Annotated in this window: 24 protein-coding genes and 1 pseudogene; 13 read left to right on the top strand and 12 right to left on the bottom strand. The window is 67.9% G+C overall.

All coding sequences use genetic code 11. From position 1 onward, the window contains the following. Positions 1-2: 2 nt before the first annotated feature. Complete coding sequence (locus AB4Z09_RS15970; protein WP_442240150.1) at positions 3-1,010, bottom strand: DUF1648 domain-containing protein; 1,008 nt, start codon at positions 1,008-1,010, stop codon at positions 3-5. Between the two features lie 27 nt (positions 1,011-1,037). Continuing rightward, complete coding sequence (locus tag AB4Z09_RS15965; RefSeq protein ID WP_442240149.1) at positions 1,038-1,433, bottom strand: SdpI family protein; 396 nt, start codon at positions 1,431-1,433, stop codon at positions 1,038-1,040. Between the two features lie 114 nt (positions 1,434-1,547). On the opposite strand from AB4Z09_RS15965, the gene leuS reads away from it, so the two are divergent. Beyond that, on the top strand, positions 1,548-4,418 hold the full coding sequence (gene leuS / locus AB4Z09_RS15960; RefSeq protein WP_442240148.1) for a leucine--tRNA ligase: 2,871 nt from the start codon (positions 1,548-1,550) through the stop codon (positions 4,416-4,418). Positions 4,419-4,498: 80 nt separating this feature from the next. On the opposite strand, the gene AB4Z09_RS15955 is transcribed toward leuS, so the two are convergent. Both AB4Z09_RS15955 and AB4Z09_RS15950 read right to left on the bottom strand, forming a co-directional pair. Next, positions 4,499-5,218: a lipase family protein gene (locus AB4Z09_RS15955; RefSeq protein ID WP_442240147.1), complete on the bottom strand. Its 720-nt coding sequence runs from the start codon at positions 5,216-5,218 to the stop codon at positions 4,499-4,501. Further along, complete coding sequence (locus tag AB4Z09_RS15950) at positions 5,113-6,009, bottom strand: hypothetical protein (protein WP_442240146.1); 897 nt, start codon at positions 6,007-6,009, stop codon at positions 5,113-5,115. The genes AB4Z09_RS15955 and AB4Z09_RS15950 overlap by 106 nt, the downstream gene beginning before the upstream one ends. A 163-nt stretch (positions 6,010-6,172) precedes the next feature. Between AB4Z09_RS15950 and AB4Z09_RS15945 the strand changes: the two genes are divergently transcribed. Then, complete coding sequence (locus AB4Z09_RS15945) at positions 6,173-6,544, top strand: nuclear transport factor 2 family protein (protein WP_174914207.1); 372 nt, start codon at positions 6,173-6,175, stop codon at positions 6,542-6,544. 182 nt (positions 6,545-6,726) lie between these two features. Then, complete coding sequence (locus tag AB4Z09_RS15940) at positions 6,727-7,299, top strand: HutD family protein (RefSeq protein WP_442240145.1); 573 nt, start codon at positions 6,727-6,729, stop codon at positions 7,297-7,299. Between the two features lie 15 nt (positions 7,300-7,314). Here AB4Z09_RS15940 and AB4Z09_RS15935 read toward each other — a convergent pair. Continuing rightward, positions 7,315-7,398: pseudogene (locus tag AB4Z09_RS15935) on the bottom strand (short chain dehydrogenase); the annotation flags it as partial. Positions 7,399-7,420: 22 nt separating this feature from the next. Next, positions 7,421-8,434, bottom strand: coding sequence for an AraC family transcriptional regulator (locus AB4Z09_RS15930; protein ID WP_174914205.1), 1,014 nt, complete (start codon positions 8,432-8,434; stop codon positions 7,421-7,423). Positions 8,435-8,745: 311 nt separating this feature from the next. On the opposite strand from AB4Z09_RS15930, the gene AB4Z09_RS15925 reads away from it, so the two are divergent. The 4 genes from AB4Z09_RS15925 to AB4Z09_RS15910 all read left to right on the top strand — a co-directional run bounded on the left by AB4Z09_RS15925 (position 8,746) and on the right by AB4Z09_RS15910 (position 13,884). Then, positions 8,746-10,104, top strand: coding sequence for an MFS transporter (locus tag AB4Z09_RS15925; RefSeq protein WP_442240144.1), 1,359 nt, complete (start codon positions 8,746-8,748; stop codon positions 10,102-10,104). 80 nt (positions 10,105-10,184) lie between these two features. Continuing rightward, a complete protein-coding gene (locus AB4Z09_RS15920; RefSeq protein ID WP_174914201.1) occupies positions 10,185-11,012 on the top strand; it encodes an SDR family NAD(P)-dependent oxidoreductase in 828 nt (275 codons plus the stop codon). A 75-nt stretch (positions 11,013-11,087) separates the two neighbouring features. Then, the gene (locus tag AB4Z09_RS15915; protein WP_174914199.1) at positions 11,088-12,140 is read left to right on the top strand and encodes a 3-keto-5-aminohexanoate cleavage protein; all 1,053 of its coding nucleotides are present in this window, start codon (positions 11,088-11,090) and stop codon (positions 12,138-12,140) included. Between the two features lie 142 nt (positions 12,141-12,282). Further along, on the top strand, positions 12,283-13,884 hold the full coding sequence (locus AB4Z09_RS15910) for a long-chain fatty acid--CoA ligase (protein ID WP_254622691.1): 1,602 nt from the start codon (positions 12,283-12,285) through the stop codon (positions 13,882-13,884). A gap of 43 nt (positions 13,885-13,927) precedes the next feature. On the opposite strand, the gene AB4Z09_RS15905 is transcribed toward AB4Z09_RS15910, so the two are convergent. The 3 genes from AB4Z09_RS15905 to AB4Z09_RS15895 are packed head-to-tail and all read right to left on the bottom strand — an operon-like array spanning position 13,928 to position 15,397. Beyond that, positions 13,928-14,617: an SDR family oxidoreductase gene (locus AB4Z09_RS15905; protein ID WP_174914197.1), complete on the bottom strand. Its 690-nt coding sequence runs from the start codon at positions 14,615-14,617 to the stop codon at positions 13,928-13,930. 22 nt (positions 14,618-14,639) lie between these two features. After that, positions 14,640-15,011 (bottom strand): hypothetical protein, encoded by a 372-nt coding sequence (locus AB4Z09_RS15900; RefSeq protein ID WP_254622690.1) that lies wholly within the window; start codon positions 15,009-15,011, stop codon positions 14,640-14,642. A 14-nt stretch (positions 15,012-15,025) separates the two neighbouring features. Beyond that, the gene (locus tag AB4Z09_RS15895) at positions 15,026-15,397 is read right to left on the bottom strand and encodes a hypothetical protein (protein WP_442240143.1); all 372 of its coding nucleotides are present in this window, start codon (positions 15,395-15,397) and stop codon (positions 15,026-15,028) included. A 113-nt stretch (positions 15,398-15,510) separates the two neighbouring features. On the opposite strand from AB4Z09_RS15895, the gene AB4Z09_RS15890 reads away from it, so the two are divergent. The 6 genes from AB4Z09_RS15890 to AB4Z09_RS15865 all read left to right on the top strand — a co-directional run bounded on the left by AB4Z09_RS15890 (position 15,511) and on the right by AB4Z09_RS15865 (position 20,466). Further along, positions 15,511-15,972: a MarR family winged helix-turn-helix transcriptional regulator gene (locus tag AB4Z09_RS15890; protein ID WP_442240142.1), complete on the top strand. Its 462-nt coding sequence runs from the start codon at positions 15,511-15,513 to the stop codon at positions 15,970-15,972. Next, positions 15,969-16,391: an organic hydroperoxide resistance protein gene (locus tag AB4Z09_RS15885; RefSeq protein ID WP_174914191.1), complete on the top strand. Its 423-nt coding sequence runs from the start codon at positions 15,969-15,971 to the stop codon at positions 16,389-16,391. Before AB4Z09_RS15890 ends, AB4Z09_RS15885 begins: the two co-directional genes overlap by 4 nt. 36 nt (positions 16,392-16,427) lie before the next feature. Further along, complete coding sequence (locus tag AB4Z09_RS15880; RefSeq protein ID WP_174914189.1) at positions 16,428-17,453, top strand: PHP domain-containing protein; 1,026 nt, start codon at positions 16,428-16,430, stop codon at positions 17,451-17,453. 16 nt (positions 17,454-17,469) lie between these two features. After that, positions 17,470-18,807 (top strand): glucosylglycerate hydrolase, encoded by a 1,338-nt coding sequence (gene ggh / locus AB4Z09_RS15875; protein ID WP_114720168.1) that lies wholly within the window; start codon positions 17,470-17,472, stop codon positions 18,805-18,807. Between the two features lie 96 nt (positions 18,808-18,903). Next, positions 18,904-19,638: a glycoside hydrolase family 25 protein gene (locus tag AB4Z09_RS15870; protein ID WP_174914187.1), complete on the top strand. Its 735-nt coding sequence runs from the start codon at positions 18,904-18,906 to the stop codon at positions 19,636-19,638. A gap of 36 nt (positions 19,639-19,674) precedes the next feature. Continuing rightward, complete coding sequence (locus tag AB4Z09_RS15865) at positions 19,675-20,466, top strand: SDR family NAD(P)-dependent oxidoreductase (protein ID WP_174914185.1); 792 nt, start codon at positions 19,675-19,677, stop codon at positions 20,464-20,466. 70 nt (positions 20,467-20,536) lie between these two features. Here AB4Z09_RS15865 and AB4Z09_RS15860 read toward each other — a convergent pair whose 3' ends face one another. The 3 genes from AB4Z09_RS15860 to AB4Z09_RS15850 form a co-directional block, all read right to left on the bottom strand. Beyond that, positions 20,537-22,630: a PhoX family protein gene (locus AB4Z09_RS15860; RefSeq protein ID WP_174914183.1), complete on the bottom strand. Its 2,094-nt coding sequence runs from the start codon at positions 22,628-22,630 to the stop codon at positions 20,537-20,539. Positions 22,631-22,834: 204 nt separating this feature from the next. After that, positions 22,835-23,578 carry an amino acid ABC transporter ATP-binding protein gene (locus AB4Z09_RS15855; RefSeq protein WP_174914181.1) on the bottom strand — a complete coding sequence of 248 codons (744 nt, stop codon included), beginning with the start codon at positions 23,576-23,578 and terminating at the stop codon, positions 22,835-22,837. Positions 23,579-23,582: 4 nt separating this feature from the next. Further along, on the bottom strand, positions 23,583-25,385 hold the full coding sequence (locus tag AB4Z09_RS15850) for an ABC transporter substrate-binding protein/permease (protein ID WP_442240141.1): 1,803 nt from the start codon (positions 25,383-25,385) through the stop codon (positions 23,583-23,585). Between the last annotated feature and the right edge of the window lie 14 nt (positions 25,386-25,399).

Raw genomic sequence — 25,399 nt, 5'->3', positions numbered from 1 at the left:
CCTCAGGATCGCGCGAATCGCCGATCGGCCAGCGTGTTGAGCGCGCCGGCGATCTCCTCCGCCTTCGGGGTGGTGACGGTGAGCCGGTGCCCGCACGCGAAGGTCACCACGACGGCCGGCCCGGTCCGGGTGACGACGCCGTAGTTGCCGCGGCCCTTCGTCTTGAGACCCCAGCCGCCGAAGTCCTGGAACGGCCGGACCTCGTCGACCTCGGCGCCGAGGACCTCGTCGGTGCCGTACTCGATCGCCGACATCCCCAGGTTCTGCACGCGGATGCTGTCGGCGTCGACGACGACGCGGAACTGCAGGAGCGTGACCAGCAGCAGCACCGCGGGCAGGAACAGGGCCAGGGGCCACCACGCCCCGGCCAGGTAGGACACCCCGATCGCGGGCGTGGCGACCACCAGCGCGACCCCGGCGAGCCCACCGGCGCTCATGCCGACCTGGTCGGTGATCGGGAGCTCGACGGCGCCGCGGGGCAGGACGGTGGCGGGGGGCTCGGTGGCGACCGTCCGGACGCGGTGGTCCCGCAGCAGCGACGCGCCGAGCAACCCGACCACTGCGCCGAGGGCAGCCCCCACTCCGATCGCGGTCGTGGGCAGCGGGGTATCGACCACCGACGTCGCGTCGAGCTGACCGACGATCATCGCGACCTCGACGGCGAGGATGAGGCCCACGACGACGAGTCCCACCAACAGCATCATCCGGCGCATGATCAGTTGCGCCTGTGCGAGCGCCGCGATCGCGCAGCAGCCGCCACCGACGAGCAGCAGGATCAGGGCGACCATCCACGCACTCGACGTGGGGCTCATGAAGCCGTCGGGCGTGCCACCGTCGCCGGACCAGTGCGTGGCGATCTGCGCGGGCAGGCGAGGTTCGAGCATGTATGTCAGCGCGATGCCCGCGGCGGCCGCCAGCACGGGGACGCCGATACCGAAGACGGCGCCGGCCGGATCGATCACGCGCGCCGGCGCAGGGGGCGGGAAGGGGGCCGGTGTGGGTGTGGTCACACACCGGATTCAATCAGGCCCGGCGGATCAGGCGGGTTCGCACGCGCCCTTGAGGCTGCAGGCGCCGCAGGATGTGCCGCAGCCACTGGTGTCGGGCACCGCGCCCGCGGCCTTGGAGCCGAGCGCGCCACCGGCCGCGACGGTGAACAGGGCCCCGGCGATCACGACGATCGTCGCGATCACGCCGGCGATGGTGGGCAGGATCAGGATGGCGAGCCCGCCGATGGCCAGCACGCCGGCACCGCCGAGCATGCTCGGGGCCGCGACCTTGTTGGCCAGGGCAAACGTCTCGTCGTCGCGCAGCGACTGGGGGGTGCGCACACCGGCCCAGCGGTTGCGCGTCAGGCGGCCGGTCAGTGCGGCGGCGCCCAGACCGGCGAGGGCGAGAGCGGCGACGAAAAGCACGACAGCGACGATGACCACGCCTACACGATACGACCCGGTCGCGCGGGCTGGTGTTGCTGGGTGTTCGGGGGGACCGCGGACGCTTTACCCTGGTTGACGGAATTCCCGTCATCCAAGTAGATAGCGACCACAGTGACCGAGCCAGTTCAGCAAGCCTCATCCCCCGACGACTCGACGCCGCAGCACCGCTACACCGCGGAGCTCGCCGGCCGGATCGAGCAGCGCTGGCAGGACCTGTGGAGCGAGCGCGGGACGTTCAACGCCCCCAACCCGGTGGGCCCGCTGGCCGGTGACGTGCCGGCGGACAAGCTGTTCGTGCAGGACATGTTCCCGTACCCGTCGGGCTCGGGTCTGCACGTCGGCCACCCGCTCGGCTACATCGCGACGGACGTCTTCGCGCGCTACCACCGGATGCAGGGCCACAACGTCCTGCACACCCTCGGTTACGACGCGTTCGGTCTGCCGGCCGAGCAGTACGCGGTGCAGACGGGCACGCATCCGCGCACCACGACCGAGGCCAACATCGCGAACATGCAGCGTCAGCTGCGCCGACTGGGCCTGGGTCACGACGAGCGCCGCTCCGTGGCGACGACGGACGTCGACTTCTACCACTGGACCCAGTGGATCTTCCTGCAGATCTACAACGCCTGGTACGACACGGTGCAGGGCAAGGCCCGCCGCATCTCCGAACTCGAGGCCGAGTTCGCTTCGGGTGAGCGCACTCTCGACGACGGCCGTGACTGGGCCTCGCTCGACGCCGTCGAGCGCAGCAAGGTGCTGGACTCGTACCGCCTGGTCTACCACTCGGATTCGATGGTCAACTGGTGCCCCGGTCTGGGCACCGTACTGGCCAACGAGGAGGTCACCGCGGACGGCCGCAGCGAGCGCGGCAACTTCCCGGTGTTCCGTAAGCACCTGCAGCAGTGGATGATGCGGATCACCGCGTACTCCGACCGCCTGGTCGACGACCTCGAGTACCTGGACTGGCCCGAGAAGGTCAAGTCCATGCAGCGCAACTGGATCGGGCGCTCGCACGGTGCACAGGTGAAGTTCGCCGCGCGGTCCGAGCGAAGCGACGGGGGTTCGGCACAGCATCACGACATCGAGGTGTTCACGACGCGTCCGGACACGCTGTTCGGTGCCACGTACGTGACCCTGGCCCCCGAGCACGAGCTGGTGGACCGGCTGGTGGCGGCCGAGTGGCCCGAGGGCGTCGACCCGCGCTGGACCGGGGACGCGGCCACGCCGGCCGAGGCCGTCAAGGCGTACCGCGAGTCGATCGCCGCGAAGACGGACCTCGAGCGCCAGGAGAACAAGGAGAAGACCGGCGTCTTCCTGGGCGTCTACGCCGTCAACCCGGTGAACGGGCACAAGCTGCCGGTGTTCATCGCCGACTACGTGCTCACCGGCTACGGCACCGGCGCGATCATGGCCGTGCCCGGCCACGACCAGCGCGACTGGGAGTTCGCGACCGCGTTCGGTCTCGACATCGTCGAGGTCATCGGCGGCGGCGATCTGTCCGAGGCGGCGTTCACCGGTGACGGACCGCTGGTGAACTCGGAGTACCTGAACGGCCTGAGCGTCGCGGACGCGAAGAAGGCGGTCATCGAGCGCCTCGAGGCGGAGGGCGTCGGCAAGGGCACCATCCAGTACAAGCTGCGCGACTGGCTCTTCGCGCGTCAGCGTTACTGGGGCGAGCCGTTCCCGATCGTGTACGACGCCGACGGTGTCGCGCATCCGCTGCCGGAATCGGCTCTGCCGGTGGAACTTCCGGAGGTCGAGGACTACGCACCGGTGTCGTTCGATCCCAACGACGCCAGCTCCGAGCCCTCTCCCCCGCTCGCCAAGGCGTCCGACTGGGTCGACGTCGAACTGGATCTGGGCGACGGCCTCGAGGACTACCGCCGCGACACCAACGTGATGCCGCAGTGGGCCGGCAGCTCGTGGTACCAGCTGCGCTACATCGATCCCACCAACAGCGAGCAGTTCGTTGCGCCCGAGAACGAGGCCTACTGGACCGGTCCGCGTCCGGACATCCACGGCCCCAACGATCCCGGTGGCGTCGACCTGTATGTCGGCGGTGTGGAGCACGCGGTGCTGCACCTGCTGTACTCGCGGTTCTGGCACAAGGTGCTGTTCGACCTGGGCTACGTCAGTTCGAGCGAGCCGTACCGCCGCCTGTACAACCAGGGCTACATCCAGGCGTACGCGTACACCGACGAGCGCGGCGTCTACGTGCCGGCCGCCGAGGTGACCGAGGAGGACGGCAAGTTCTTCTACCAGGGCGCCGAGGTCAAGCGCGAGTACGGAAAGATGGGCAAGAGCCTCAAGAATTCCGTTGCGCCGGATGAGATCTGCGACGAGTACGGTGCCGACACGCTGCGCGTGTACGAGATGGCGATGGGTCCGCTGGACACGTCCCGTCCGTGGGCGACCAAGGACGTCATCGGTGCGCACCGCTTCCTGCAGCGCGCGTGGCGCGTCGTCGTCGACGAGGAGAGCGGCGACCTGCGGGTCACCGACGCGGAGCCGTCCGAGGACACACTGCGGGCGCTGAACAAGGCGATCGCCGGTGTCTCCGAGGACTACGCGGCGCTGCGCGACAACACCGCTGTCGCGAAGCTGATCGAGTACACCAACCACCTCACCAAGGAGTACCCGGGCGGCGCCCCGCGGTCGGTGGTGGAGCCGCTGGCGCTCATGCTCGGTCCGATCGCACCGCACCTCGCGGAGGAACTGTGGTCGCGTCTGGGTCACACCGAGTCGCTCGCGCACGGTCCGTTCCCGACCGCCGACGAGAAGTGGCTGGTCGAGGACACCGTCGAGTACCCGATCCAGGTCAACGGCAAGGTCCGCAGCCGCATCAGCGTCGCCGCCGACGCGGCCCGTGAGGACATCGAGAAGATCGCCCTCGCGGACGAGAAGATCGTCGCGCTGCTGGACGGCAAGGATCCCCGCAAGGTGATCGTCGTGCCCGGCAAGATGGTCAACGTCGTTCTCTAGCCCACCCGCGTTTTGCGCACTTATCGCTCCTGAACCCTCCGGGATTCAGCGATAAGTGCGCAAAACGCGATGGATGGCGCTCAGCACTCGTCGGGTGCGGGCTGTCCCTGGAAGAGGGCGTCGACCCAGTCGAACGCTCCGGGGTTGCCGATGGCCTCGCCGAGCAGGTGCTCACCGGGCACCTGCCGGTACACGGCACTGACGCCCAGTCCGCACTGCTCGTCGTACAGGTTGCGGGCACCGAGGGCGGGGATCCACCAGTCCTGCCCGCCGTTGTAGATGTACAGCGGGGTACCGGACTTGATGCCCGCCATCTTCGTGATGTTGTAGATGTCGTGCGCGACAGGGGAATTCAGCGCATCCTTGATGTTCGCGAGTGCCTCGACGGGTGCGTTCAGGAGGCCGATCACGCCGAGGTTGCTCACGCACATGTCCTTGATGGTGGAGATGCCCAGCCGCTGCCCCAGACTGTTGATCAGGGGCAGGATCTGGGTCCGCTCCCGCGAGATCCCCAGCACCGCCGCGAGGAAGAGTCCACTGGCGAGGTTGCCGTTCATGGTGCGCCCGAGCATCTCGAAGTCGGCGGGCACGCCGCCGAACGCGGCACCGACGATGTCGGGGGCCAGTTCGGGTGCGTACGAATCGATCAGCTTGACCGCGCCGTGCGTCGCGATCGCTCCGCCGGAGTAGCCCATCATCGCGAGTTTGCTGCTGCCGAACTCCGCCGGGTACTCGTTCCGCATGCCGCGGATGGTGTCGAGGACGGCGTGCCCGGCGACGTACGGTTCGGCGTACGCCATCTGCGGGCCCTCATGGTCAGGGATGAGAACCGCGTAGCCGCGTTCCTCGGCCTTCGTCGTGACGGGTCGGAGGAAGTCGAAGGGGTTGGTCGATGGTGTGATCCCGTTGGCGAGGGTGTGGGAGGGGTGCAGGCCCGCCCGAGGCCGTTGATCGGCACGTTGTTCACCAGGATCGGACGCGGGCCGGGACCGGTCCAGTCCGCGGCGGGGATGACGAGGGTCGCGGTAGCGAACGACGGCGCACCCAGCGCGTCGGTGGACTTCACCTTGATCTGCCGGACCTCGCGCACCGGCCCGAGTGGGAGTAGACGGGCGACCGGCGTGACGTCGCGGGTCTCGATGACCTGGCCGTTCGTCATGCCGGGCAGGCCGGGCGGGTACTCGTCGAAGAACGGATCGCCGATCGGCGAGGGCTGCATCTCCTGGTGCAGCGTATCGAGCTGCGGGGGCGCCAGATCCGGTGGCGACACCGACGAGTCCACCGAACCCGGTATCCAGGAACCGAACGCGGACCGGGCGAGAGACCCCGTCCCCCACGAGCCGGTGATCGGCGTCGTGCCGTTGGACCCGGTGCCGTCCGAGCCGGTGCCGTCGGTGAGCGACCCGGGTCCGATGAATCCCTGTCCGGCCGCACTGCCGGTCGATCCCACTCCGCCGATGCTGGTGTTCGGCAGCGCACTGCCGCTCGATTGGGCCGCGGCTGTGCCTGCGGTACCACCTCCGACCACGACACCCACCGCGAGTGCGGCGACGAGTATCCGGCCCCAGAAACCCCCGTACTGGATTGGCATGCGCGGGACGCTAGCACCGGATTGTTGCGGCTCGTGCGGCTTCGGCGCTATGTCGGGAGTGTCCGGTGGGCGGGACCGAGCGATGTGTCGGGTGTGTGAGCCGGGATACGCTCGCCGCCGAGAAAACCCTGAAATTCGTTCCACGAGCAAAGGTTCAGCGACCATGGCAACCGCAGAAGACATCAAGCACACCGTCGCCTCGTACATGAAGGCACTCGAGAGCAAGAGCGCCGACGCCGTCGCCGCCCTGTTCGCCGAGGGTGCCACTGTCGAGGATCCGGTCGGCACCGAGCCCAAGCGGGGCGTCGAGGAGATCCGTGCCTTCTTCAAGGCGATCGAGGCGATGGACCAGACCGCGGAACTGCTGACGGTTCGCGTCGCGGGCAACAGCGCCGCCTTCCACTTCCGCACCGTCTCGAAGGTCGGCGACACCACCTACGTCATGGAGCCCATCGACGTCATGACGTTCGACGACGACGCCAAGATCACCAGCACCCGCGCGTACTGGGCGCAGGAGGACATGATCGTCAGCTGACGAGACGGCCAACGCCGCTCCGCTGTCGGTGGGGTGTGGCCCGGTGTCCAGGTGACGCCGGACCACACCCCAGTCCTTCGTACGGGCCGACGCGGGTGCCGCTCCCCCGGGCGCACGCGGCGCCTCCGGATTGTATATACAAGACTGGACAAGTAATGGCGTGAGATGTCACCGGAGGAACCGTGAACGACGGACCGTACTCGCTCGGGGCGCCGGCGCGTCGCACCACTCGCGACGACCGGGTGTCGGTGCGCTGGCGCAACGGTCAGGGCACCACGCAGGTGGTCGCCGAGACCGATCTGTGGCGGGTGAGCATCGCCGACGAACCGACGTCGTCGACCTTCTCGGTGATCGACGGATTCGACCGACTGTTCATGCCGATCGGTGCGGTCCCGATCGAACTGACCGGAGCTCCGTTCGGGCCGGGGGCCGACCCGGACGCCCCGGACGCCGCGGCCGGCGTCGTGCGCCACGTCGTCGCGCCGCTGCAGACGATCGCATTTCCGGGCGAGTGGGCGCCGGGGTGCCGCGTGGAGGCGCCCACTCGGGCGTTGAACGTCATGGTGCGGCGTGGTGCGGCCACGGCGACGATGCGGTTCGGGGAGCCGCCCCGGGCCGCCGATCCCGCTGCGCTGGTCGTTCTCGTCGATCCGGTGACGGAGGAGGCCGTGCTGCTCCCGGCCGGGTGTGTCGACGCCTTCGAGATGACCGATCCCTGCGCGATCCTCACCATCACGCCACTCGGCCGCCCCTGACGGTGACGGCCGCCCTCACCGCGATACGGGTCGCAGCACGATCTCGGTGGGGTGCGCGTCCCGGGGCGTCTCGACGGCGTTCCGGACCGCACCCGCGACTGGGGTGCTGAGAGTCCGCCTCTCAGGCCGACTTGGTTTCGTGCTGGTGTGCAGCCCATTTCGTTGGACTCGTGCCGAACTGTCGACGGAACCAACGCGAGAAGGCACTCAAGTCCGAGAACCCTAGTTCACCCGCTATGTCGGTGAGGCTACGGTCGCCACGTGTGATGTACCGTCGCGCGAGATCTGAGCGCACGGAATCGACCACGGACGAGTAGTTTTCGCCCGCCTGTGACAGGTGTCTGTGCAGGGTTCGCCGGTCCATCCCGAGACTGCGCGCGATCCGGGCGGCAGTGCACCTTCCGCCCGGCAGAAGCGCCTCGATCATCTCGCGTACCCGTCCGACGGCGGAGGCATCTTCCGGCGGCGCGAGCAGGTCCAGGTACTGCCTTGCGTAGGGCTGGAACATCGGGTCCGACAACGGATTGACGGAGTCCAGATCGCTCGAGTAGAGCACGAAACCGTTGAAGTCCTGTTCGAATGCGACGCCCGCCCCGAAGGCGCGGTGATGGACATCGAGCGTGGTCGGTGCTTCGTGGACGAAGCAGGTGGACAGTGGTCGCCAGCCGTCCGGGAGAAACGCGCTGAGTATCCGCGCCAACGAGGCGATGACCAGTTCGATGGACTGGCGCCCGAGTGTCATCCCGGGTGCGGGCTCGATCCGCAGTGAGACAAGGCCGTTCAACTCGACGAGCAGAATCTGAATCGCCTCGTTGTGTACCCGCATGTGGCGCAGTATGAGCGCGATCGCGCTACGGACGTCCGGCTCTTCCCTGGCGGCCAAACCCACTGCTCCGAGTATCGACACCCCCCTGCCGTCCGCCATCTTGACCGCGAAGTCCACACAGGACGTTGCCAGAGCGGTTCGCTCCAACAATTCGTCGACGCGCTCCGCAGGGAGCCATGAATTCGGCGTGGCCAAGGCCGTCGGGTCGATGCCCACGGCACGCATGAACGGATCTGGGTCCGCGCCGAGAGACTGCGTCAACTCGACGTACCCGGTCAGCGCCGAACTCCGCACCTTCACCACTGTCATCGACTACCCCAGCTCCTGTCCCAAGCTGCCAAAGAATTCGTCCCAACGGGACAAGTGTTCTCGCCCCAATCCGTATAGCGTGACCTGTGTCACCGCAGTTGTCGAATCGGTCAGCGCGGTCGCTTTCGCTGGGCGATCCCCAGCGTGCAAAACGCCCGGCAGGGCCTGACGCACAGCCTTCGATTCGCTGCCGTTCGTGCCGACACGTACGTCGAGCAACCACAGCCTCGTTCCGGTTCGCAGCGAGCTTTCCGAACCGGCCACATCCGAGACGCGTCGCCTCAACGCGCCCTTCAAGAACAGGAGCACGCATGGAACTGGAGCCCCAGGAATCCACGCCATCCCGAGAGGTCCTCGGCACCGGCGCCCACTCGAAGGTTTTCCCGTGGGTGGTATTCACCCTGATCTTCGGTCTGATGATGTCGGACTACATGTCCCGGCAGGTACTCAGTTCCGTATTCCCCGTGCTGAAGGCGGAGTGGGATCTGTCGGATTCGCAACTTGCGGCCCTGACCAGCGTCGTAGCCCTGATGGTCGGGGTGTTGGCGCTGCCGATGTCACTGCTCGCCGACCGTTGGGGTCGCGTCCGCAGTGTGGTCCTCATGGCAGTGCTGTGGAGTGTCGCGACCATCCTGTGCGCCGCGGCGGGAAACTACTCCCAGCTGCTCGGCGCACGATTCCTGCTCGGGTTCGGTGAGGCCGCCTACGCGAGTGTGGGCATGGCCGTCATGCTGGGAGTCTTTGCCCCGCGCCTGCATGCCTCGCTCAGCGGCGCCATCCTCGGTGCGGCGTTCTTCGGCTCGGTCGTCGGTGTCGCGCTCGGCGGCGTGCTCGCGGATCGGCTCGGTTGGCGTGCGGCCTTCCTGGTCATGGCGGCCTTCGGTCTGTGTCTGATCATCCTGTTCCGGGTCCTCGTCAACGAGCAGCGGCTGGCGCGTCATGCCGCCGACCGGCCGATCTCAGGGGCCCCCGCCTCCGGGTATGGACGTGCCCCGATTTCGAGCCTGCTCACGAACGCCTCGTTGACCTGTGCATACGTCGGTGCTGGAATCCAGTTCTTCGTCTCGGGTGTGCTGCTCGCCTGGCTTCCCAGCTACTTCAACCGCTACCACGACATGGCGGCCACGGATGCCGGGTTGGCGGCATCGGTCTTCGTACTGTTGATCGGCGCCGGAACGGTGCTCTGTGGCGTCGCTGCCGACCGGTTCGGTCGCCGGCGACCCGAACGCCGGTGGAGTGCAGCGATCGCGTTCGCCGGCATCGCGATGGCGTCCCTGATGGTCGGCTTCCAGCTCGCGAACGGGCCCGTGCAGATGGTGTTGATCGGGGTCGGGGCGTTCTTCTGCTCCGGATTCTCCGGTGCCACGACGGCGGTCGTCGCCAGCCTGTCCCACCCGTCGATCCGAGCCTCGGCCCTCGGCGTGGGCGTACTCGCGAACAACGTCTTCGGGCTGGCCCTCGGGCCGTTCGTCGTCGGACTGCTGTCCGATCGGCTGGGTCTGCTCGGTGCGTTGCAGTGGGTCCCACTTGCATCCGTCGTGTCCATCGTGGTCCTGGGCCTCGGCATGAAGCTCTACCCGGCCGGCCTACGCCAGCTTGCCTTGGTGGAGTCGAAGGCCTCCGGCGAGGCATCGTCCGTCGGCGCAGACACGCTCGTGTCCCCGGGATAGATCCCCGCTCATCCGATTCCGTCGGCCGTCTGAGCGTCGTGACGGCCCTGTCATTCCATTCATCGAGGGAGATCAGAGAAATGCAGCAGCTACTCGACAAGGTCGCCGTGGTCACCGGAGCGGCGCAGGGTCTGGGCAGGGCGATTGCGCTCGCCATGGCTCGAGAGGGCGCGGATCTCGTCCTGTGTGACCTTCAAGAGGACAAGCTGGCGGAAGTCTCCGCCGAGGTCGAGGCGCTGGGGCGCAAGTGCTTGGCGCTGCGCTGCGACGTCTCGTCCAAGGCGCAGGTGGTCGAGATGTTCGCCCGGGCCGTCGAGCAGTTCGGAACCGTCCACATCCTGGTCAACAACGCTGCGCGAGTGCCGAACCTGCCCGCCGACGAGGTCCGGCGCGCCCGGCACTACGCCTACGTGACCACCCCGATGGAGCGCCAGTCCATGGGCATCACCAGCAGCCTCACCGACGAGGACTGGCTCAAGTGGTGGGACGTCAACGTCCACGGCGTGTTCTACTGCACCCGTGAGGCATTGAAGTTGATGGAGCCTCAGGGTTACGGCCGCATCATCAATATCGCCTCGATAGCCGGCACCTCTACCGCGAGCACGCACAGCCCCGGCTACTCGGCCGCCAAGGCTGCAGTCGTGAGCCTGACCAAGACCGTCGCCCTCGATGTCGCGGGCGCGGGTATCTACGTCAACGCCATCGCCTGCGGAGGAGTCTTGACGCCGCCGTTCCAGGCGTACCTCGACAACGCCACCGAAGAGCAGAAGCGCAACCTGTACCAGATTATTCCCGTGGGCCGGCTCGGCACTCCCGAGGAGTACGCCTCTCTTGCCGTCTACCTCGCCGGCGAGACGCACTATCTCGTCGGTCAGGTCATCAGTCCTAACGGCGGCGCTGTCATCTGATCGCCGCGGACTCTCGGTTTCATCGAACACCCTTACTCGGCAACACTTTCCAATACTTCCGACAGGAGCACCACCATGCATTTCCATGACGACGCACTCTTCCCCGAAAATCAGGAGAAGCTGGTCATCACGGCGGCGCCGTACGGTCCCGAGTGGGAGCCGGACGACTTCCGCGAGGATCTGCCGTTGACGATGGATGAGCACGTCCAGCAGGCGGTGGACTGCTACGAGGCCGGCGCGTCCGTACTGCACATCCACGTTCGTGAACTCGACGGCAAGGGCTCAAAGCGGCTCTCGAAGTTCAACGAACTCCTCGGACGGCTCCGCGAAGCGGTTCCCGAGATGGTCTTGCAGGTCGGCGGATCGATTTCGTTCGCGCCGGAAGGTGAAGGCGCCGAGGCGAAGTGGCTCTCCGATGACACCCGGCACATGCTCGCCGAGCTCGACCCCAAGCCGGACCAGGTCACGATCGCGATCAACACCAGCCAGATGAACATCGCGGAGCTGTTGACCGCGGACGACATCGCGGGCACATCCCTGGCGCGTCCGGAACTGCAGGAGACGTACCGGGAGATGACGATCCCGGCCGGACCGGCCTGGGTTGAGGAGCACCTGCGTCGCCTACAGGCCGCCGGCATCCAGCCCCTGTTCGCGCTGACCGGCATCACCGGCCTCGAGAGCGTCGAGCGGCTCATCCGTCGCGGGGTCTACACCGGCCCGCTGAACGTGACCTGGACCGGCATCGGTGGCGGCATGGAGGGCCCGAACCCGTACAACATCATGAACTTCATCCAGCGCGTCCCGGACGGAGCGGCCCTGACCCTGGAGTCCCTCATGCGCAGCGTGCTGCCCGTCAACACGATGGCGATCGCGATGGGCCTGCACACCCGCTGTGGCAACGAGGACACCATCTGGGGCCGCAAGGGCGAGAAGATGACCTCGGTTCAGCAGATCCAACAGTTGGTGCGCATCGCCGGTGAACTCGGACGGGAGGTTGCCACCGGCAAGGACGCCCGCGACATCTACAAGATCGGCACCACCTACGCGGACGCCGACGAGACCCTCGCCAAGCTCGGCTACGCGCCGAACCGTCGCCCGGGGCAGGTCGGATTCACCCACCACGCCTAGCACACCGGCTTGTTGCACAGCGGGGCACGGAACCGACTCGTGCCCCGTGTCCGGGTGTTTCCTCCGGACACCCGGCCCTGCCGTGATCAGTGCCGGATCTACGGCCGTCGAGTAATGCCCATCCCCGATCTAGGAGTTTTACGTGATCAATGGCTTGACCATGGATGACTACCCGTTGTCGCTGACCGCTGTGGTCGAGCGCGCCGAGCGTTTCCACAGTGGAAAGGACGTCGTTTCTCGTCGCCCCGACGGCAGCATTGCCCGGACCACTCTCGGGGCGTGTGCGCGGCGGGCGCGGCGGCTTGCCACCGCGCTGGCCGGTCTCGGTATCGGGGACGGTGACCGGGTGGCGACGCTGTTGTGGAATCAAGCGGAGCACCTCGAGATGTACTTCGCGGTCCCGGCGATGGGGGCGGTAGTCCACACACTCAACCCACGCCTGCATTCCGACGAGCTGGCCTTCATCGTCGGGGATGCGCAGGACCGGGTGATCGTGGTCGACGAGTCCCTGCTCGAGGTGTTCGACGGGTTCCGGTTCACGCACCAGTTCGACCATGTCATCGTCGTCTCCCATGGCGGTGCGGCACCAGCAGGAATGCTCGACTACGAGAGCCTGATCGATGAGGCCGAACCGATGCAGTGGCCTGTTCTCGACGAACGCCAAGCCGGCGCGATGTGTTACACGTCCGGCACCACCGGTCGACCGAAGGGCGTCGTGTACTCGCACCGGGCGCTGGTGCTTCATTCGATGGCCGCGGCACTGCCCGACGCTCTGGGCGTCTCGGTGCAGGACACGCTGCTGCCGGTGGTGCCGATGTTCCACGTCAACGCGTGGGGTCTGCCGTACGCAGCGGCGCTGCTCGGCGCGCGGCTCGTTCTACCCGGACCGAAGCTGGACCCGGTCAGTGTGCTCGACCTGATCGAGGCCGAGAAGGTCACCATGACTGCGGGGGTGCCGACGGTGTGGATGGCGATGCTCGACGCACTCGACTTCGAACCGCATCGTTGGGATCTGCGTCATCTCGACCGGTTGATCGTCGGTGGAGCGGCGGCGCCGCGCAGCCTGCTGGAGGGGTATGACCGTCACGGTCTGACCGTCGTCCAGGCGTGGGGAATGACCGAGACCGCGCCGGTCGGTACCGTCAGCCGCCTCCCGGTGGATCTGCGGGAAACTGCGGCCGACGAGCAGTATGCGTTCCGGGCCAGGCAGGGCGTCGCGATGCCGTTCTTCGACATCCGAGCGCGGAACGAGGACGACGGATTCATCGAGTGGGATGACGTCGCCATGGGTGAGCTGGAGGTTCGGGGACCCTGGGTGGCGGCTTCCTACCACAATGGTTCGGGCGCAGACAGTTTCACGGCTGACGGCTGGTTCCGCACCGGAGACATCGTCCGCATCGACCACCGCGGCTGCATCCGGATCTGTGACCGCTCCAAGGACCTGGTCAAGTCCGGTGGCGAGTGGATCTCCTCGGTCGATCTCGAAAACCACCTCATGGCACACCCGTCGGTGGCGGAGGCCGCGGTGATCGCCGTGCCCGATCCGCGGTGGGGTGAGCGTCCGTTGGCGGTGCTCGTGCTCCGGGACGGCCAGACCGCGGACCCGGAGCAGCTCCGTGAGCACCTGTCGGGTGAGTTTGCGCGGTGGCAGCTACCCGAGCGGTTCGAGTTCGTGTCCACCATTCCCAGAACGGCTACCGGCAAGTTCAAGAAGAGGGATCTGCGCGAGCAGTTCACCGCATGATCCAGTGGTCGTGRATATCCGAGGCAGGTGCGGGAGCGGCCAGTCAGTGCTGACTCGGCATCGGTCGCAGCACGATCTCGGTGGGGTGCGCGTCCCGGGGCGTCTCGACGGCGTTCCGGACCGCACCCGCCACCGTTTCCGGGGTGAGGAACTTGCCGGCGTCGTACTCGGCGCCCTCGGAGGCGACGATCGCGCGCTGCATGTCGGTGTCGATGCGCCCCGGGTGGATCGACGTGACCCGCAGCGTCGGCTCCTCGAGTCGCAACGCGTCCCCGAACGCGCGCAGCGCGAACTTGCTGGCGGCGTACGCGCCCCAACCCGCGTTGGCGCGCAGTCCCGAGCCCGAATTGATCAGCACGACATGCCCGTTCGCGGCGCGTAGCGCCGGCAGCAGCAACCGGGTGAGCTCGGCGACCGCGACGACGTTGGCCTCGAACGTCCGGTGCCACGTGTCGACCGACGTCTCCTCGATGGTTCCGATGTCCGCGACGCCGGCGTTGTGCACCAGGACGTCCAGTCGGTCGATGTCGGTGACCGCTTCGGCCACCGCGGCGTAGTCGGTGAGGTCCACTGGCCACGGGGCCGCGCCCAACTCCCCCGCGATCGGTTCGAGCGATTCGGCACTGCGGCCACCGAGGATCAGCTGGTGCGTGGGGGCCAGTTCGCGGGCGATCGCGGCACCGAGGCCGCGGCTACCGCCGGTGATCAGGGCTGTCGGGTGCGGTGTGGACATGCCCTCGAGGTTAGACCGAAGATCATCCCGCGGGTGAGGTGAGCGTCGGCGCGACGGTGGCGTGCGCGGGCAGTCCCGGGCCGCCCGGCAGCGGCGGACCCGGATTGTCGAACGGGCCGTTGCCGAACGGCCCCGGCGCGCCCGGGCCGTTGCCGTTGGTCGGCAGCGTCGTCTCGTGTTGCGGGATGTAGCCGAAGGAATCGGTCTGTTGCAGCCCCGTGTCCTCGGTCGTCGTCTGCGGCATCTGGGAGAAGGTCATCTGGGGGAAGGATTGGTTCGCGTCCTCGGTAGTGGCGAGCACGCTGATCGCGCCTGCGCCCAGCAGGGCCGTCGACACGGCCGCTGCGGCGACCACGAGCCGCCACCGTTCCCGTCGGCCTTCCTGTCCTGTCATGACATCGCCCCTCGTCAACCGGTGGGTGTGGTGAGTGTCGCCTCGGCGGGCAGTCGGCTGCCGCCGGGGAGGCTCGAGCCACCACCCAATTCGAACGGGTCGTTCTCGATATTGCCACCCTCGGGTCCGATCGGATCGGTCTCGAAGGTCCTCTCGTGTTCGGGGATGTAGCCGAAGGAGTTCGTCTGTTGCAGTCCGCTCGAATCCTCGGGGTCGGTTTCTTCGGTTTCTTCGGTTTCTTCGGTTTCGTCCTTGGTGGTCGGTAGTCCAGGATTCGAGTCGATGTTGTCGTCGCATCCGGTGATCGCACCGCCGAGTAGCCCGGCCGCGACCGCTGCGGCCGCTACGAGCATCCGATTGCGCTGTTCGTGCTYCTGATGCCTCATCGTCATGCCTTTCGCGCCGGAAGAGTCGGCACTCTGCTTCCAGCATGGCACCGTCGAGCCCAGCGCGCAGATTTATGTTGTGCACAACATTATTGTGGTCTACCTTCGGGGGTGTGACTGACGATCTGGCGCTCGACCGGCAGGTGTGCTTCGCGCTGTACTCGGCCTCCCGTGCCACCACTGCTGCCTACCGGACCCTGCTCGCCGACCTGGACATCACCTACCCGCAGTACCTCGTGATGCTGGTGCTGTGGGAGCGGGACGGGCGCGGCGTCCAGGAGATCTGCGACGCTCTCCAGCTCKACACCGGCACGTTGTCGCCGCTGCTCAAACGGCTCGAGGTCGCCGGGCTCGTCGACCGGAAGCGGCTGGCCGGCGACGAGCGACGGGTCACCGTCCGACTCACCGACGCCGGAGCCGCACTGCGCGCACGGGCGTCCGACATCCCGGCCCGTCTCGCACGGGCCACCGGCCTGAGCGGGCCGGACCTCGGACGGCTGCGCGACGTCCTCATGGGCGTCGGTCGAAATCTGCACTCCACCGAGTTCGACATCGACCGAGAAGAGGCATCGTGAACATCGTCTACACCGCAGAGGCACTGGCCACGGGCGAGGGTCGCAACGGCCGCGCCCGCACGTCCGACGGCCGGTTGGACCTGGATCTGGCGATCCCGCAGGAAATGGGTGGCAGCGGTAACGGCACCAACCCCGAGCAGCTGTTCGCCGCCGGGTACGCCGCGTGCTTCCACTCGGCACTCCAACTGGTCGCTCGCCAGGCCGACGCCGACACCACCGATTCCGCTGTCGGCGCGCGGGTCGGTATCGGCCCCAACGGTTCCGGTGGCTTCGGTCTGGCGGTGACACTCGAGATCTCGCTGCCGCACCTGGACCGTGGCGAGGCGCTCGCACTCACCGAGAAGGCGCACGAGGTGTGCCCGTACTCGAACGCGACGCGCGGCAACATCGAGGTCACCCTGACCGTCACCGACGAATAGGTCCTGTCCCCGCGGTTCGCGGGGCACCATGGAGACATGGCGAACCCGGACCCGGTGCAGGCGCTGCGCGAGGTCGCGTTCTGGCTCGAGCGCGGCCGCGCCGACACGTACCGCGTGCGGGCGTATCGGCGGGCGGCGGACGTGGTCGCGGGGCTCACCGAGAGTGAGCGGGAGGCGCGTCAGCGCGGCGGCGGGTGGACCGGACTGCCCGGTCTGGGTGCGAAGACCGCGGCCATCGTCGAGCAGGCGATGTCCGGGAACGTCCCCGACTACCTGCGGGAACTGTGTGACGCGGCCGAGCCGATCGGGTACGGCGGTGACCTGCAGCCGGCGCTGCGCGGCGACCTGCACGTGCACTCGGACTGGTCCGACGGTGGCAGCCCCATCGACGAGATGATGCGGACGGCCGCCGGCCTCGGGCACGAATACTGCGCGCTCACCGACCATTCGCCGCGGCTGACGGTCGCGAACGGGTTGTCGCCCGAGCGCCTGCGGGACCAGCTCGCGATGGTGCGCGATCTCAACCGGGAGCTGTCGCCCTTCCGGATCCTCACCGGCATCGAGGTCGACATCCTGGATGACGGTGCGCTGGACCAGGATTCGGACCTTCTGGACGAACTCGACGTGGTGGTGGCGAGCGTGCACTCGCATCTGCGCGCCGACCGCGGCGAGATGACCAGGCGCATGCTCGGCGCGGTGCGGAACCCGCGCGTGAACGTGTTGGGCCACTGCACCGGCCGGCTCGTCGAGGGCAAGCGCGGTAACCGGCCGGAGTCGAAGTTCGACGCCGAGAAGGTGTTCCAGGCGTGCCGCGACCACGACGTCGCGGTCGAGATCAACAGCCGGCCCGAGCGCCGCGATCCACCGAGCCGGTTGATCGATCTGGCCGTCGACATCGGGTGTCTGTTCTCGATCGACACCGACGCGCACGCGCCGGGACAGTTGGCCTGGCAGGGGCTGGGGTGCGAGCGCGCGATCCGCTGCGGCGTCGAGGCCGATCGGGTCGTGAACACGTGGCCGGCGGACGACCTGCTCACCTGGACGCGCGCGTTCGCCGGGTGAGTCGCAGAATGGGACGATGATCGACCCCGGATTCACTCCGACGCAGCTCGCGGCCCGCGCCGCCTACCTCCTGCGCGGCAACGACCTGGGGGCGATGACGACCGCGGCCCCGCGGCTGTATCCGCACATGTGGAGCTGGGACGCGGCGTTCGTCGCGGTCGGTCTCGCGCCGCTGTCCGTCGAACGGGCCGTCGTCGAACTCGACACGTTGCTGTCGGCGCAGTGGGCCAACGGAATGATCCCGCACATCGTGTTCGCGAACGGAGTGGACGGGTACTTCCCGGGGCCGGCGCGCTGGGCGTGCCGGGAACTGGCGGGGTACGCGCCGATCGGGATCGACACGTCCGGCATCATGCAGCCGCCGGTGCACGCGATCGCGGTGCAGCGGATCCTCGATCACTCCCGGCGACACGGCCGGACCACCCGGGCGGTCGCGGAGGAGTTCCTGGACCGGCGGTGGCCGGACCTGATGCGTTGGCACCGGTGGCTCGCGCACGCCCGTGATCGCGACGGCGCCGGCCGCGTCACGCTCTACCACGGCTGGGAGTCCGGAATGGACAATTCGCCCCGATGGGATGCCGCCTACGCCAACGTGATTCCCGGTCCCGTCCCGCCGTACCGGCGCGAGGACGTCACGGTCGTCACCGACGTCTCGCAGCGTCCCAGCAACGGCGAGTACGACCGCTACCTGTGGCTGCTCGAGGAGATGAAGAGCGTCCGGTACGACGACGACGCGCTGGCCGAGAAGATGAGCTTCGCGGTGGAGGACGTGTTCGTCAGTGCCGTGTTCGCGCTGGCGTGCGACGTGCTCGCGGTGATCGGGGAGGAGCATTCGCGTCCCAACGCCGATGTCCGCGAACTGCACTACTGGGCCGACCACTTCCGTAAGGGTGTCGCGGCGACGACCGACGAGCGGACGGGCGCGGCGCGGGACTTCGACGTGCGCACCGGTCGGTGGATCGGTACCGAGACGATCGCGATGTTCGCACCGCTGCTGTGCGGCGGGTTGGATCGCCACGCCGAACGGGCCCTGCTGCACACGTTCGAGGGGCCCCGCTTCTGCACGCACCCGGATCTGCGGTACGCGGTCCCGCCGTCCACGTCGCCCGTGTCCCGCGATTTCCGGCCCCGCGAGTACTGGCGGGGCCCGGTGTGGCCGGTGATGACGTGGTTGTTCTCGTGGGCGTTCGCGCGCCGCGGGTGGGCGGAGCGGTCGTTGATGTTGCGGGCGGAGGGGCTGCGGCAAGCCGCCGACGGCAGTTTCGCCGAATACTACGAGCCGTTCACTGGCGAACCCCTAGGCAGCATGCAGCAGTCGTGGACGGCGGCCGCGGTGCTGGACTGGCTCGGTTAGTACACGGTTTCGAACGCGCCTGTGAAGTGACTGGGAGAAGATGAACACTGGATCGAAATCGGCGCGCGCGGTGAGGAAGTCGTTTAGTCTCGGGCAATGCCGAGGAACCGTCGTCGATCCCTTCCGCGTGTCGCTGCCCTCCTTCTGGCGGGAGCGGTGACAGTCGCAGCACCCGCCGTCGCGGTGGCGAACCCGCAGGGCGTCGACGTGGCGTCGTGGCAGCACCCGAACGGTGCTCCCATCAACTGGTCGGCGGTGCGCGGGGCGGGGTACGAATTCGGGATGGTCAAGGCCACCGAGGGCCTGTTCTACACCAACCCGCACTTCGCGCAGGATTCCATCGCGATGCGGCTCGCGGGTGTGGCACGCGGCGCCTACCACTACGCGGATCCGTCGGCCTCGCCCGAGGCGCAGGCGGCGTTCTTCGCGGCGAACGCGCTCGCCGTCAACCAGATCGGCGGACTACCGCCCGTCCTGGATCTCGAGAGCACCGGAGGCCTCGCGGCACCGCAGTTGATCGACTGGACCCGCCGCTACCTCAACGCCGTGCAGGGTCTCACCGGCCGCACCCCGATCATCTACACGTACCCCAACTTCTGGCGCACCGCGATGGCCAACACCACCGAGTTCTCGAACTACCCGCTGTGGATCGCGGACTACAACGGCGGCAACGCCCCCGGGCCACTGCCGGGAGGCTGGCGGAACTGGGCGTTCTGGCAGTACACCGACAGCGGCCGGATCCCGGGCGTCAACGCCGCCATCGACCTCAACGTCTACAGCGGATCGATGGGCGACATCAACATGTACGCCCGCAACTTCTTCGGCAGCTGACCGCGCGCTGACCCGTTTTCGGGGAGAGTGGCCGGCATGACCAAGAAATTGAGCGGCAAGACCGCAATCGTGCTCGGGGTGGCGCCCGGCAACGTCGGGCACGCGATCGCCCGCCGCTTCGTCGACGACGGTGCCGCAGTGCTGATTGCGGGTCGGCGCCCGGACGCGCTGGCGTCCGTTGCTGAGGACATCGGCGCGCAGTGGCAGCAGTGTGACATCACGTCGGAGTCGGACCTGGACGCGCTCGTCGCCACCGCCCTGGAGCGGCTCGGCCGCATCGACGTCGGCGTCAACGCGACCGGGTGGGGTCTGCTGACCCCGTTCGAGGACACCACGCGCGAGGATCTCGAGAAGATGGCGGCGGTCCAGTTCACCGGGCCGTTCCAACTCTTCCAGCGACTCGTCGCGAATATGGCGGACGGCGGTTCGATCATCCAGATCTCCTCGGTCACCGCGTCGATCATGTTCGAGAACCATGCCGCCTACATGGGTACCAAGGCCGGCATCGACCACGTCATCCGTTGTGTCGCCAACGAATACGGTCACCGCGGGATCCGGGCGAACTCCATTGCCCCGGGTGGCGTCGCGGACGCCCCGATGTCGGGTGGCGGGCTGAACTACCCGCCGATCCGGTCGCTCTACCTTCGCGAGATCCCGCTCGGGCGGGTCGGCGTCGCCGAAGATGTCGCGAACGTGGCGGCGTGGCTCGCCGGTGACGAATCCGCCTTCGTCACGGGCCAGGTGGTGCAGGTGAGCGGCGGGCAGACGCTGCGACGCAATCCCTCGATCGCCGACCTGGCCGGTGCAATCTCGGTGGAACAGGCGTAACCGAAGACACCGCGATGGGGTGGAGGACGCGAGTCCTCCACCCCATCTGCATGTTCGGACGCGGGTGCGGCTAGAGGCCGATCCGTCCGCCACCGGACTTCCAGACCGCCACCACGGACGGCCGCGGCTGCGCGGTGCCGCCGTCGGGCCAGTGCGACGACGGTGACTCGATGCTGGCGCCGTCGGTCTCACCGGGGTGCTGCACGCACACGACGACGCGCTTCTCGTCGACGATCGGGCCGCACGTCTCGGCGCCGATCGGCACCGTGAGGAACTGCTTCGTCTCGCCGCGGCGGTCCCCCTCCAGGACGACCGAGAACAGGCCGTCGTTGGACTTGAGGGCGTTGCCGTCGGTGGAGATCCACAGGTTGCCGTGCGGGTCGAACGCGAGGTTGTCCGGGCACGAGATGGGGCTCACCTGCGACTTGTCGAAGCCACCGAAGTACGTGTCGGCGGTCGCGGGATCGCCGCACACCAGCAGCAGATTCCACGTGAACGACGTGCCGGCGTGCTGGTCGTCGATCTCGAGGACCTGGCCGTTCTTGTTGTTGTTGCGCGGGTTCGCGGTGTCGGCGGGCGCCTTGCCTTCCTCGCCGCGCTTGGTGTTGTTGGTGAGGGCCACGTAGACCTTGCCGGTCTTGGGGTTGGGCTCGAAGTCCTCGGGACGGTCCATCTTGGTGGCGCCCACCTTGTCGCCCGCGAGGCGGGTGAACACGGCCACCTCGTCGGCGCTCATGCCGGCGACGAGCGACTCGCCACGGCCGTCGTCGCCGGTGCGCAGCAGCGGAATCCACTCCCCCTTACCGGCGAACACACCGGACGGCGGCAGCGTGCCCGAGCCGTCGATCGCGTCGGGCGCGTCGCCGGTGAGCTTCGCGACGTACAGCGTTCCGGCGTCGAGCAGGGTCATGTTGTGGCGCATCGCGGCCTGGCTGTTGCCGGGCTGCATCTTGCGGGACGAGACGAACTTGTACATGTAGTCGAACCGCTCGTCGTCGCCGCTGTACGCGACGACGGTGCCGTCGGAGGTGACGTGGATGGTCGCGGCCTCGTGCTTGAACCGGCCCAGCGCGGTGTGCTTGACCGGGGTCGACGACGCATCCCACGGGTTCACCTCGACCACCCAGCCGAAGCGGTGCACCTCGTTGGGCTCGGCCACCACGTCGAAGCGCGGGTCGACGCGCTCCCACTTGCGCTCGGACGCGTCGCCCTCGACGCCGTAGCGCTTGAGGTGCGCCGCGGCCGTCGGGTCGGTCACCCGGGCCGCTCCCGCGAAGTACTGGTTGAAGTTCTCCTCGCCGGAAAGCACAGTGCCCCAAGGGGTGAGGCCACCGGAGCAGTTGTTGAGCGTGCCCTTCACCAGGGTGCCGGTGGGGTCCGCGGACGTCTTCAGCAGCGCGCTGCCCGCGGCAGGCCCGGTCACGGTGAACTCGGTGAGGGCGGTGATCCGTCGGTTGTACGAGCCGAACTTCGGTGTGAGACGGCCGGATCCGGCCTCACCCTGCACCTCGACGACGGACAGGCCGTGATTGGCCCAGCCGATCCGCACCTGCTCGGCGGTGGGGTTCTCCTTGTCGTAGCCGCGGAACATGAACGGCTCGGTGGAGTACTCGTGGTTGACCACCAGCAGGTACGCGTGCGGGCGGCCCTCGATCGGCAGCAGGCCCGCGAAGTCGTTGTTGAAACCGAACTGCTTCTCGGCGGAGGCGGCGGTCTGGTTGTCGAAGTCGAACGCGGGCGCGTCGGCGAACAGCGGATCGCCCCAACGGATCACGACGGACTGCTCGTACCCGGTCGGGACCGTGAGGGCGTCCAGCTTGTTGGGCGCGACCGGCGTGAAGTTCGTGCCGGCGGCGGCGGAGCCGGACGCGGAACCGGATCCGAGCGACCCGGTGTCGAGCGAACCGGGGGCGGCGGTCGCGGTGCCGTCGGAGCACGCAGCGAGCACGCTGCCGGCGCCGACCGCGAGGACGGCCGCCGCGCCACCCCGCAGAACTCCGCGGCGGGTGACCGCGCCGCGCACGATGTCGCCGAAGTACTCACCGGGCGAATCGTTGGGAACGTCGTGCGCACAGGCATTTCCGCACTTGTACTGGCAGGTGATCGACGCACGTGAGGACATGCCGTCGTGCTTGACGAACAGTGCGAGGGGTTTGAGGCTCACCGTGGACTCCCGAAGTCGGAAACGGAAACGCCGACACGCGTCGGCAACGCACGCACCGTAGAAGCCGGGAACGAGCCGTCGGCGACGCCCGGGTGAACGGCGGGCCAACAGCGATCGGAGGTTGGGTGTCTCCTGCTCAGCCGCCGGGTGTGAGCTGCCCGTCCTCGGTGAACCACGAAGTCCGAACCCCATCCGCGGATCACCTCAGAGAACCTCGGACAGGAATGCCTGCAGACGGGGAGTCGCGGGCTTGTCGAACATTTGGTCGGGCACGCCGGATTCGACGACGACGCCCCGATCCATGAACATCACCGTGTCCGACACCGACCGCGCGAACCCCATCTCGTGTGTCACCACCACCATGGTCATGCCGGTGGTCGAGAGGTCGGCCATCAACGCCAGCACACCCTTGACCAGTTCGGGATCGAGCGCCGAGGTGGCCTCGTCGAAGAACATCACCTGGGGCTTCATCGCGAGGGCCCGGGCGATCGCGACGCGTTGCTGCTGGCCGCCGGACAAGTTTCCGGGCCGGGAATCGGCCTTGTTGGCCAGGCCCACCAACTCGAGCTGTTCGAGCGCCAGTTGTCGCGCCGCGTCCCTCGACAGCTTCTTCAGCTTGCGGGGTCCGAGGGCGATGTTGTCGGCAACGGTCTTGTGCGGGAACAGGTTGAAGTGCTGGAACACCATCCCGATCCGCTGGCGCAGATGATCCGGATTGTCGGCCAGCACCGAACGTCCGTCCAGCAGAATGTCGCCCGCGTTCGGTTCGTGCAGCCGGTTGAGGACCCGCAGCAGGGTCGACTTGCCCGACCCCGACGGCCCGATCACGGTCACGGTCTTGCCGGCGTCGACGTGCAGGTCCACCCCGCGCAGCACCTTGCTGGTGCCGAACGCCAGGTGCAGCCCGGTCCCGGTGAGGGACACCGACTCGGTCACGATGTCGCCCATTCCGTCAGCCCCTCTCCACCACGATGGCCTGATCGAGGTCGTCGAGGGTGCCCGAGGTGTCGGCGCGTCCGGTCCGCAGCCGCCGGTCGATGTAGTTCACCAGGTGCGTCAACGGGATCGTGAGCGCCAGGTAGAACAGGCCGGCGGCCACGAGCGGCGACAGGTTCCCGGTCTGGGCGTTGAGATCCCGGCCCACGGCGAACAGTTCCCGCTGGGTCACCAACAGGCCCAGGAAATAGATCAGCGAGGAGTCCTTGATCAACGAGATGAACTGGTTCATCAACGCCGGCAGCACCCGTCGCACGCCCTGCGGGATCACCACGAGCACCATCGACCGTCGATACGAGAAGCCGAGGGCCCGAGCGGCTTCCATCTGTCCGGGCTCGACGCTCTGGATCCCGGACCGGAAGATCTCGCCGATGTACGCGGCGGCCAGCAGTGACAGCGCCGCCGCGCCCAGCCAGTACGGGTTGTTCCCGGTGAGCCCCTTGAGCACCGGTCCGACGCCGAGGCCGACGAGCAGGATGATGACGACCGCGGGCAGGCCGCGGAAGATGTCGGTGTAGATCCGGGCGGGCCAGCGCAGCCAGCGGGTCCGGGATATCCCGGCGACCGCGAGCAGCATGCCGAGCACCGTGCCGGCGATGCCCGACGACAGCGCCAGGATCAGGGTGTTCGGGAGGCCGGTGCGGAGCAGGTCTGGAAAGGCGCGCTTGTACAGCTCCCAGTTGAAGAACGTGTCGCCGAGCTGCTGCAGCGTCGATTTCGGTTGCACCGCGACCGGTTCGGACTCGCTTCCCCTCTCCGCCGCGAGCGCCGCGAAGTCCGGCAGCACGGGTGGCGGGGCGGCCTTGCTGCCCGGCTTCCACCCTGCGGGCAGTTCGCGCGGCACCCAGTCCGAGTACAGCTGCGCCCATGTTCCGTCCGCGATCGCCGCGTCGAGCCCCGAGTTCAGGGCGTCGAGCAGCGGCTGGTTGCCCTTCGCGACCGCCCAGCCCACATAGTTGTTGAGGCTGAAGGTGTTCTGCACGATCGACGCCGGATCCCCGGGCGCGATCGCGCCCGCCGCCTGCTGCGACGGCGCCACCCACGCATCGATCTGGCCGGTCTTGAGATTCGCGTACGCGGTGTTGTAGTCGGGGAACTTCACCGGATCGAGGTGCAGGGTGTTGACGACATAGTCGTCCTGCACGGTGCCCTGCACCACCCCGATGCGCACCGAGGAGTTCAGGTCCGAGAAGCCCTTGATCGCACTCCCGTTCGGCACCACCAGGGAGAAGTAGCCGAAGTCGTAGCCGTTGGTGAACCCGACGAGTTCGCGGCGGGCATCGGTGGTGGTGATCGACGACGACCCGACGTCGAACCGGTGACCCGCGACCTGCGCCAACAGCCCGGCGAAGTCGGTGCCGACGAACTGGATCTCGAGCCCCAGCTTCTGGGCCACCGACCGCAACAGCTCGTTGTCGAAGCCGGTGAAGACGTTGTGGGAGTTGACGCAGATGCTCGGCGGGGCGTCCGACAGGGTGCCGACGGTGAGGGTGCCGGGTTTGACCAGGTTCAACTTCGACGTGTCGATGCTGCCGAGCGGCAGCGTGTTCGGGGTCGTGTACTTGTCCTCCGCGGCCGCGGAGGCAGCGGTGTCCAGGTTGGCCGGCAGGGTCGTGGCACTCGTGGGGCCGGGCGGCGAGCACAGGTCCGACGGGGTCGACGAGTTGTCGGACGAGCACGCCGCCAGCACCAGCACGGGCAGCAGTACCACCAGCAGCACCGCCACCGCTCGGGATCCGAGGCGGTCGGCGGCGGTCATCGAATCCCCCTGGG

Source organism: Rhodococcus sp. TAF43 (assembly GCF_052113525.1).
Classification (GTDB): domain Bacteria; phylum Actinomycetota; class Actinomycetes; order Mycobacteriales; family Mycobacteriaceae; genus Prescottella.
Note: the sequence above shows the minus strand (reverse complement) of the source record. Positions and strands in the feature narration are given on the sequence as shown.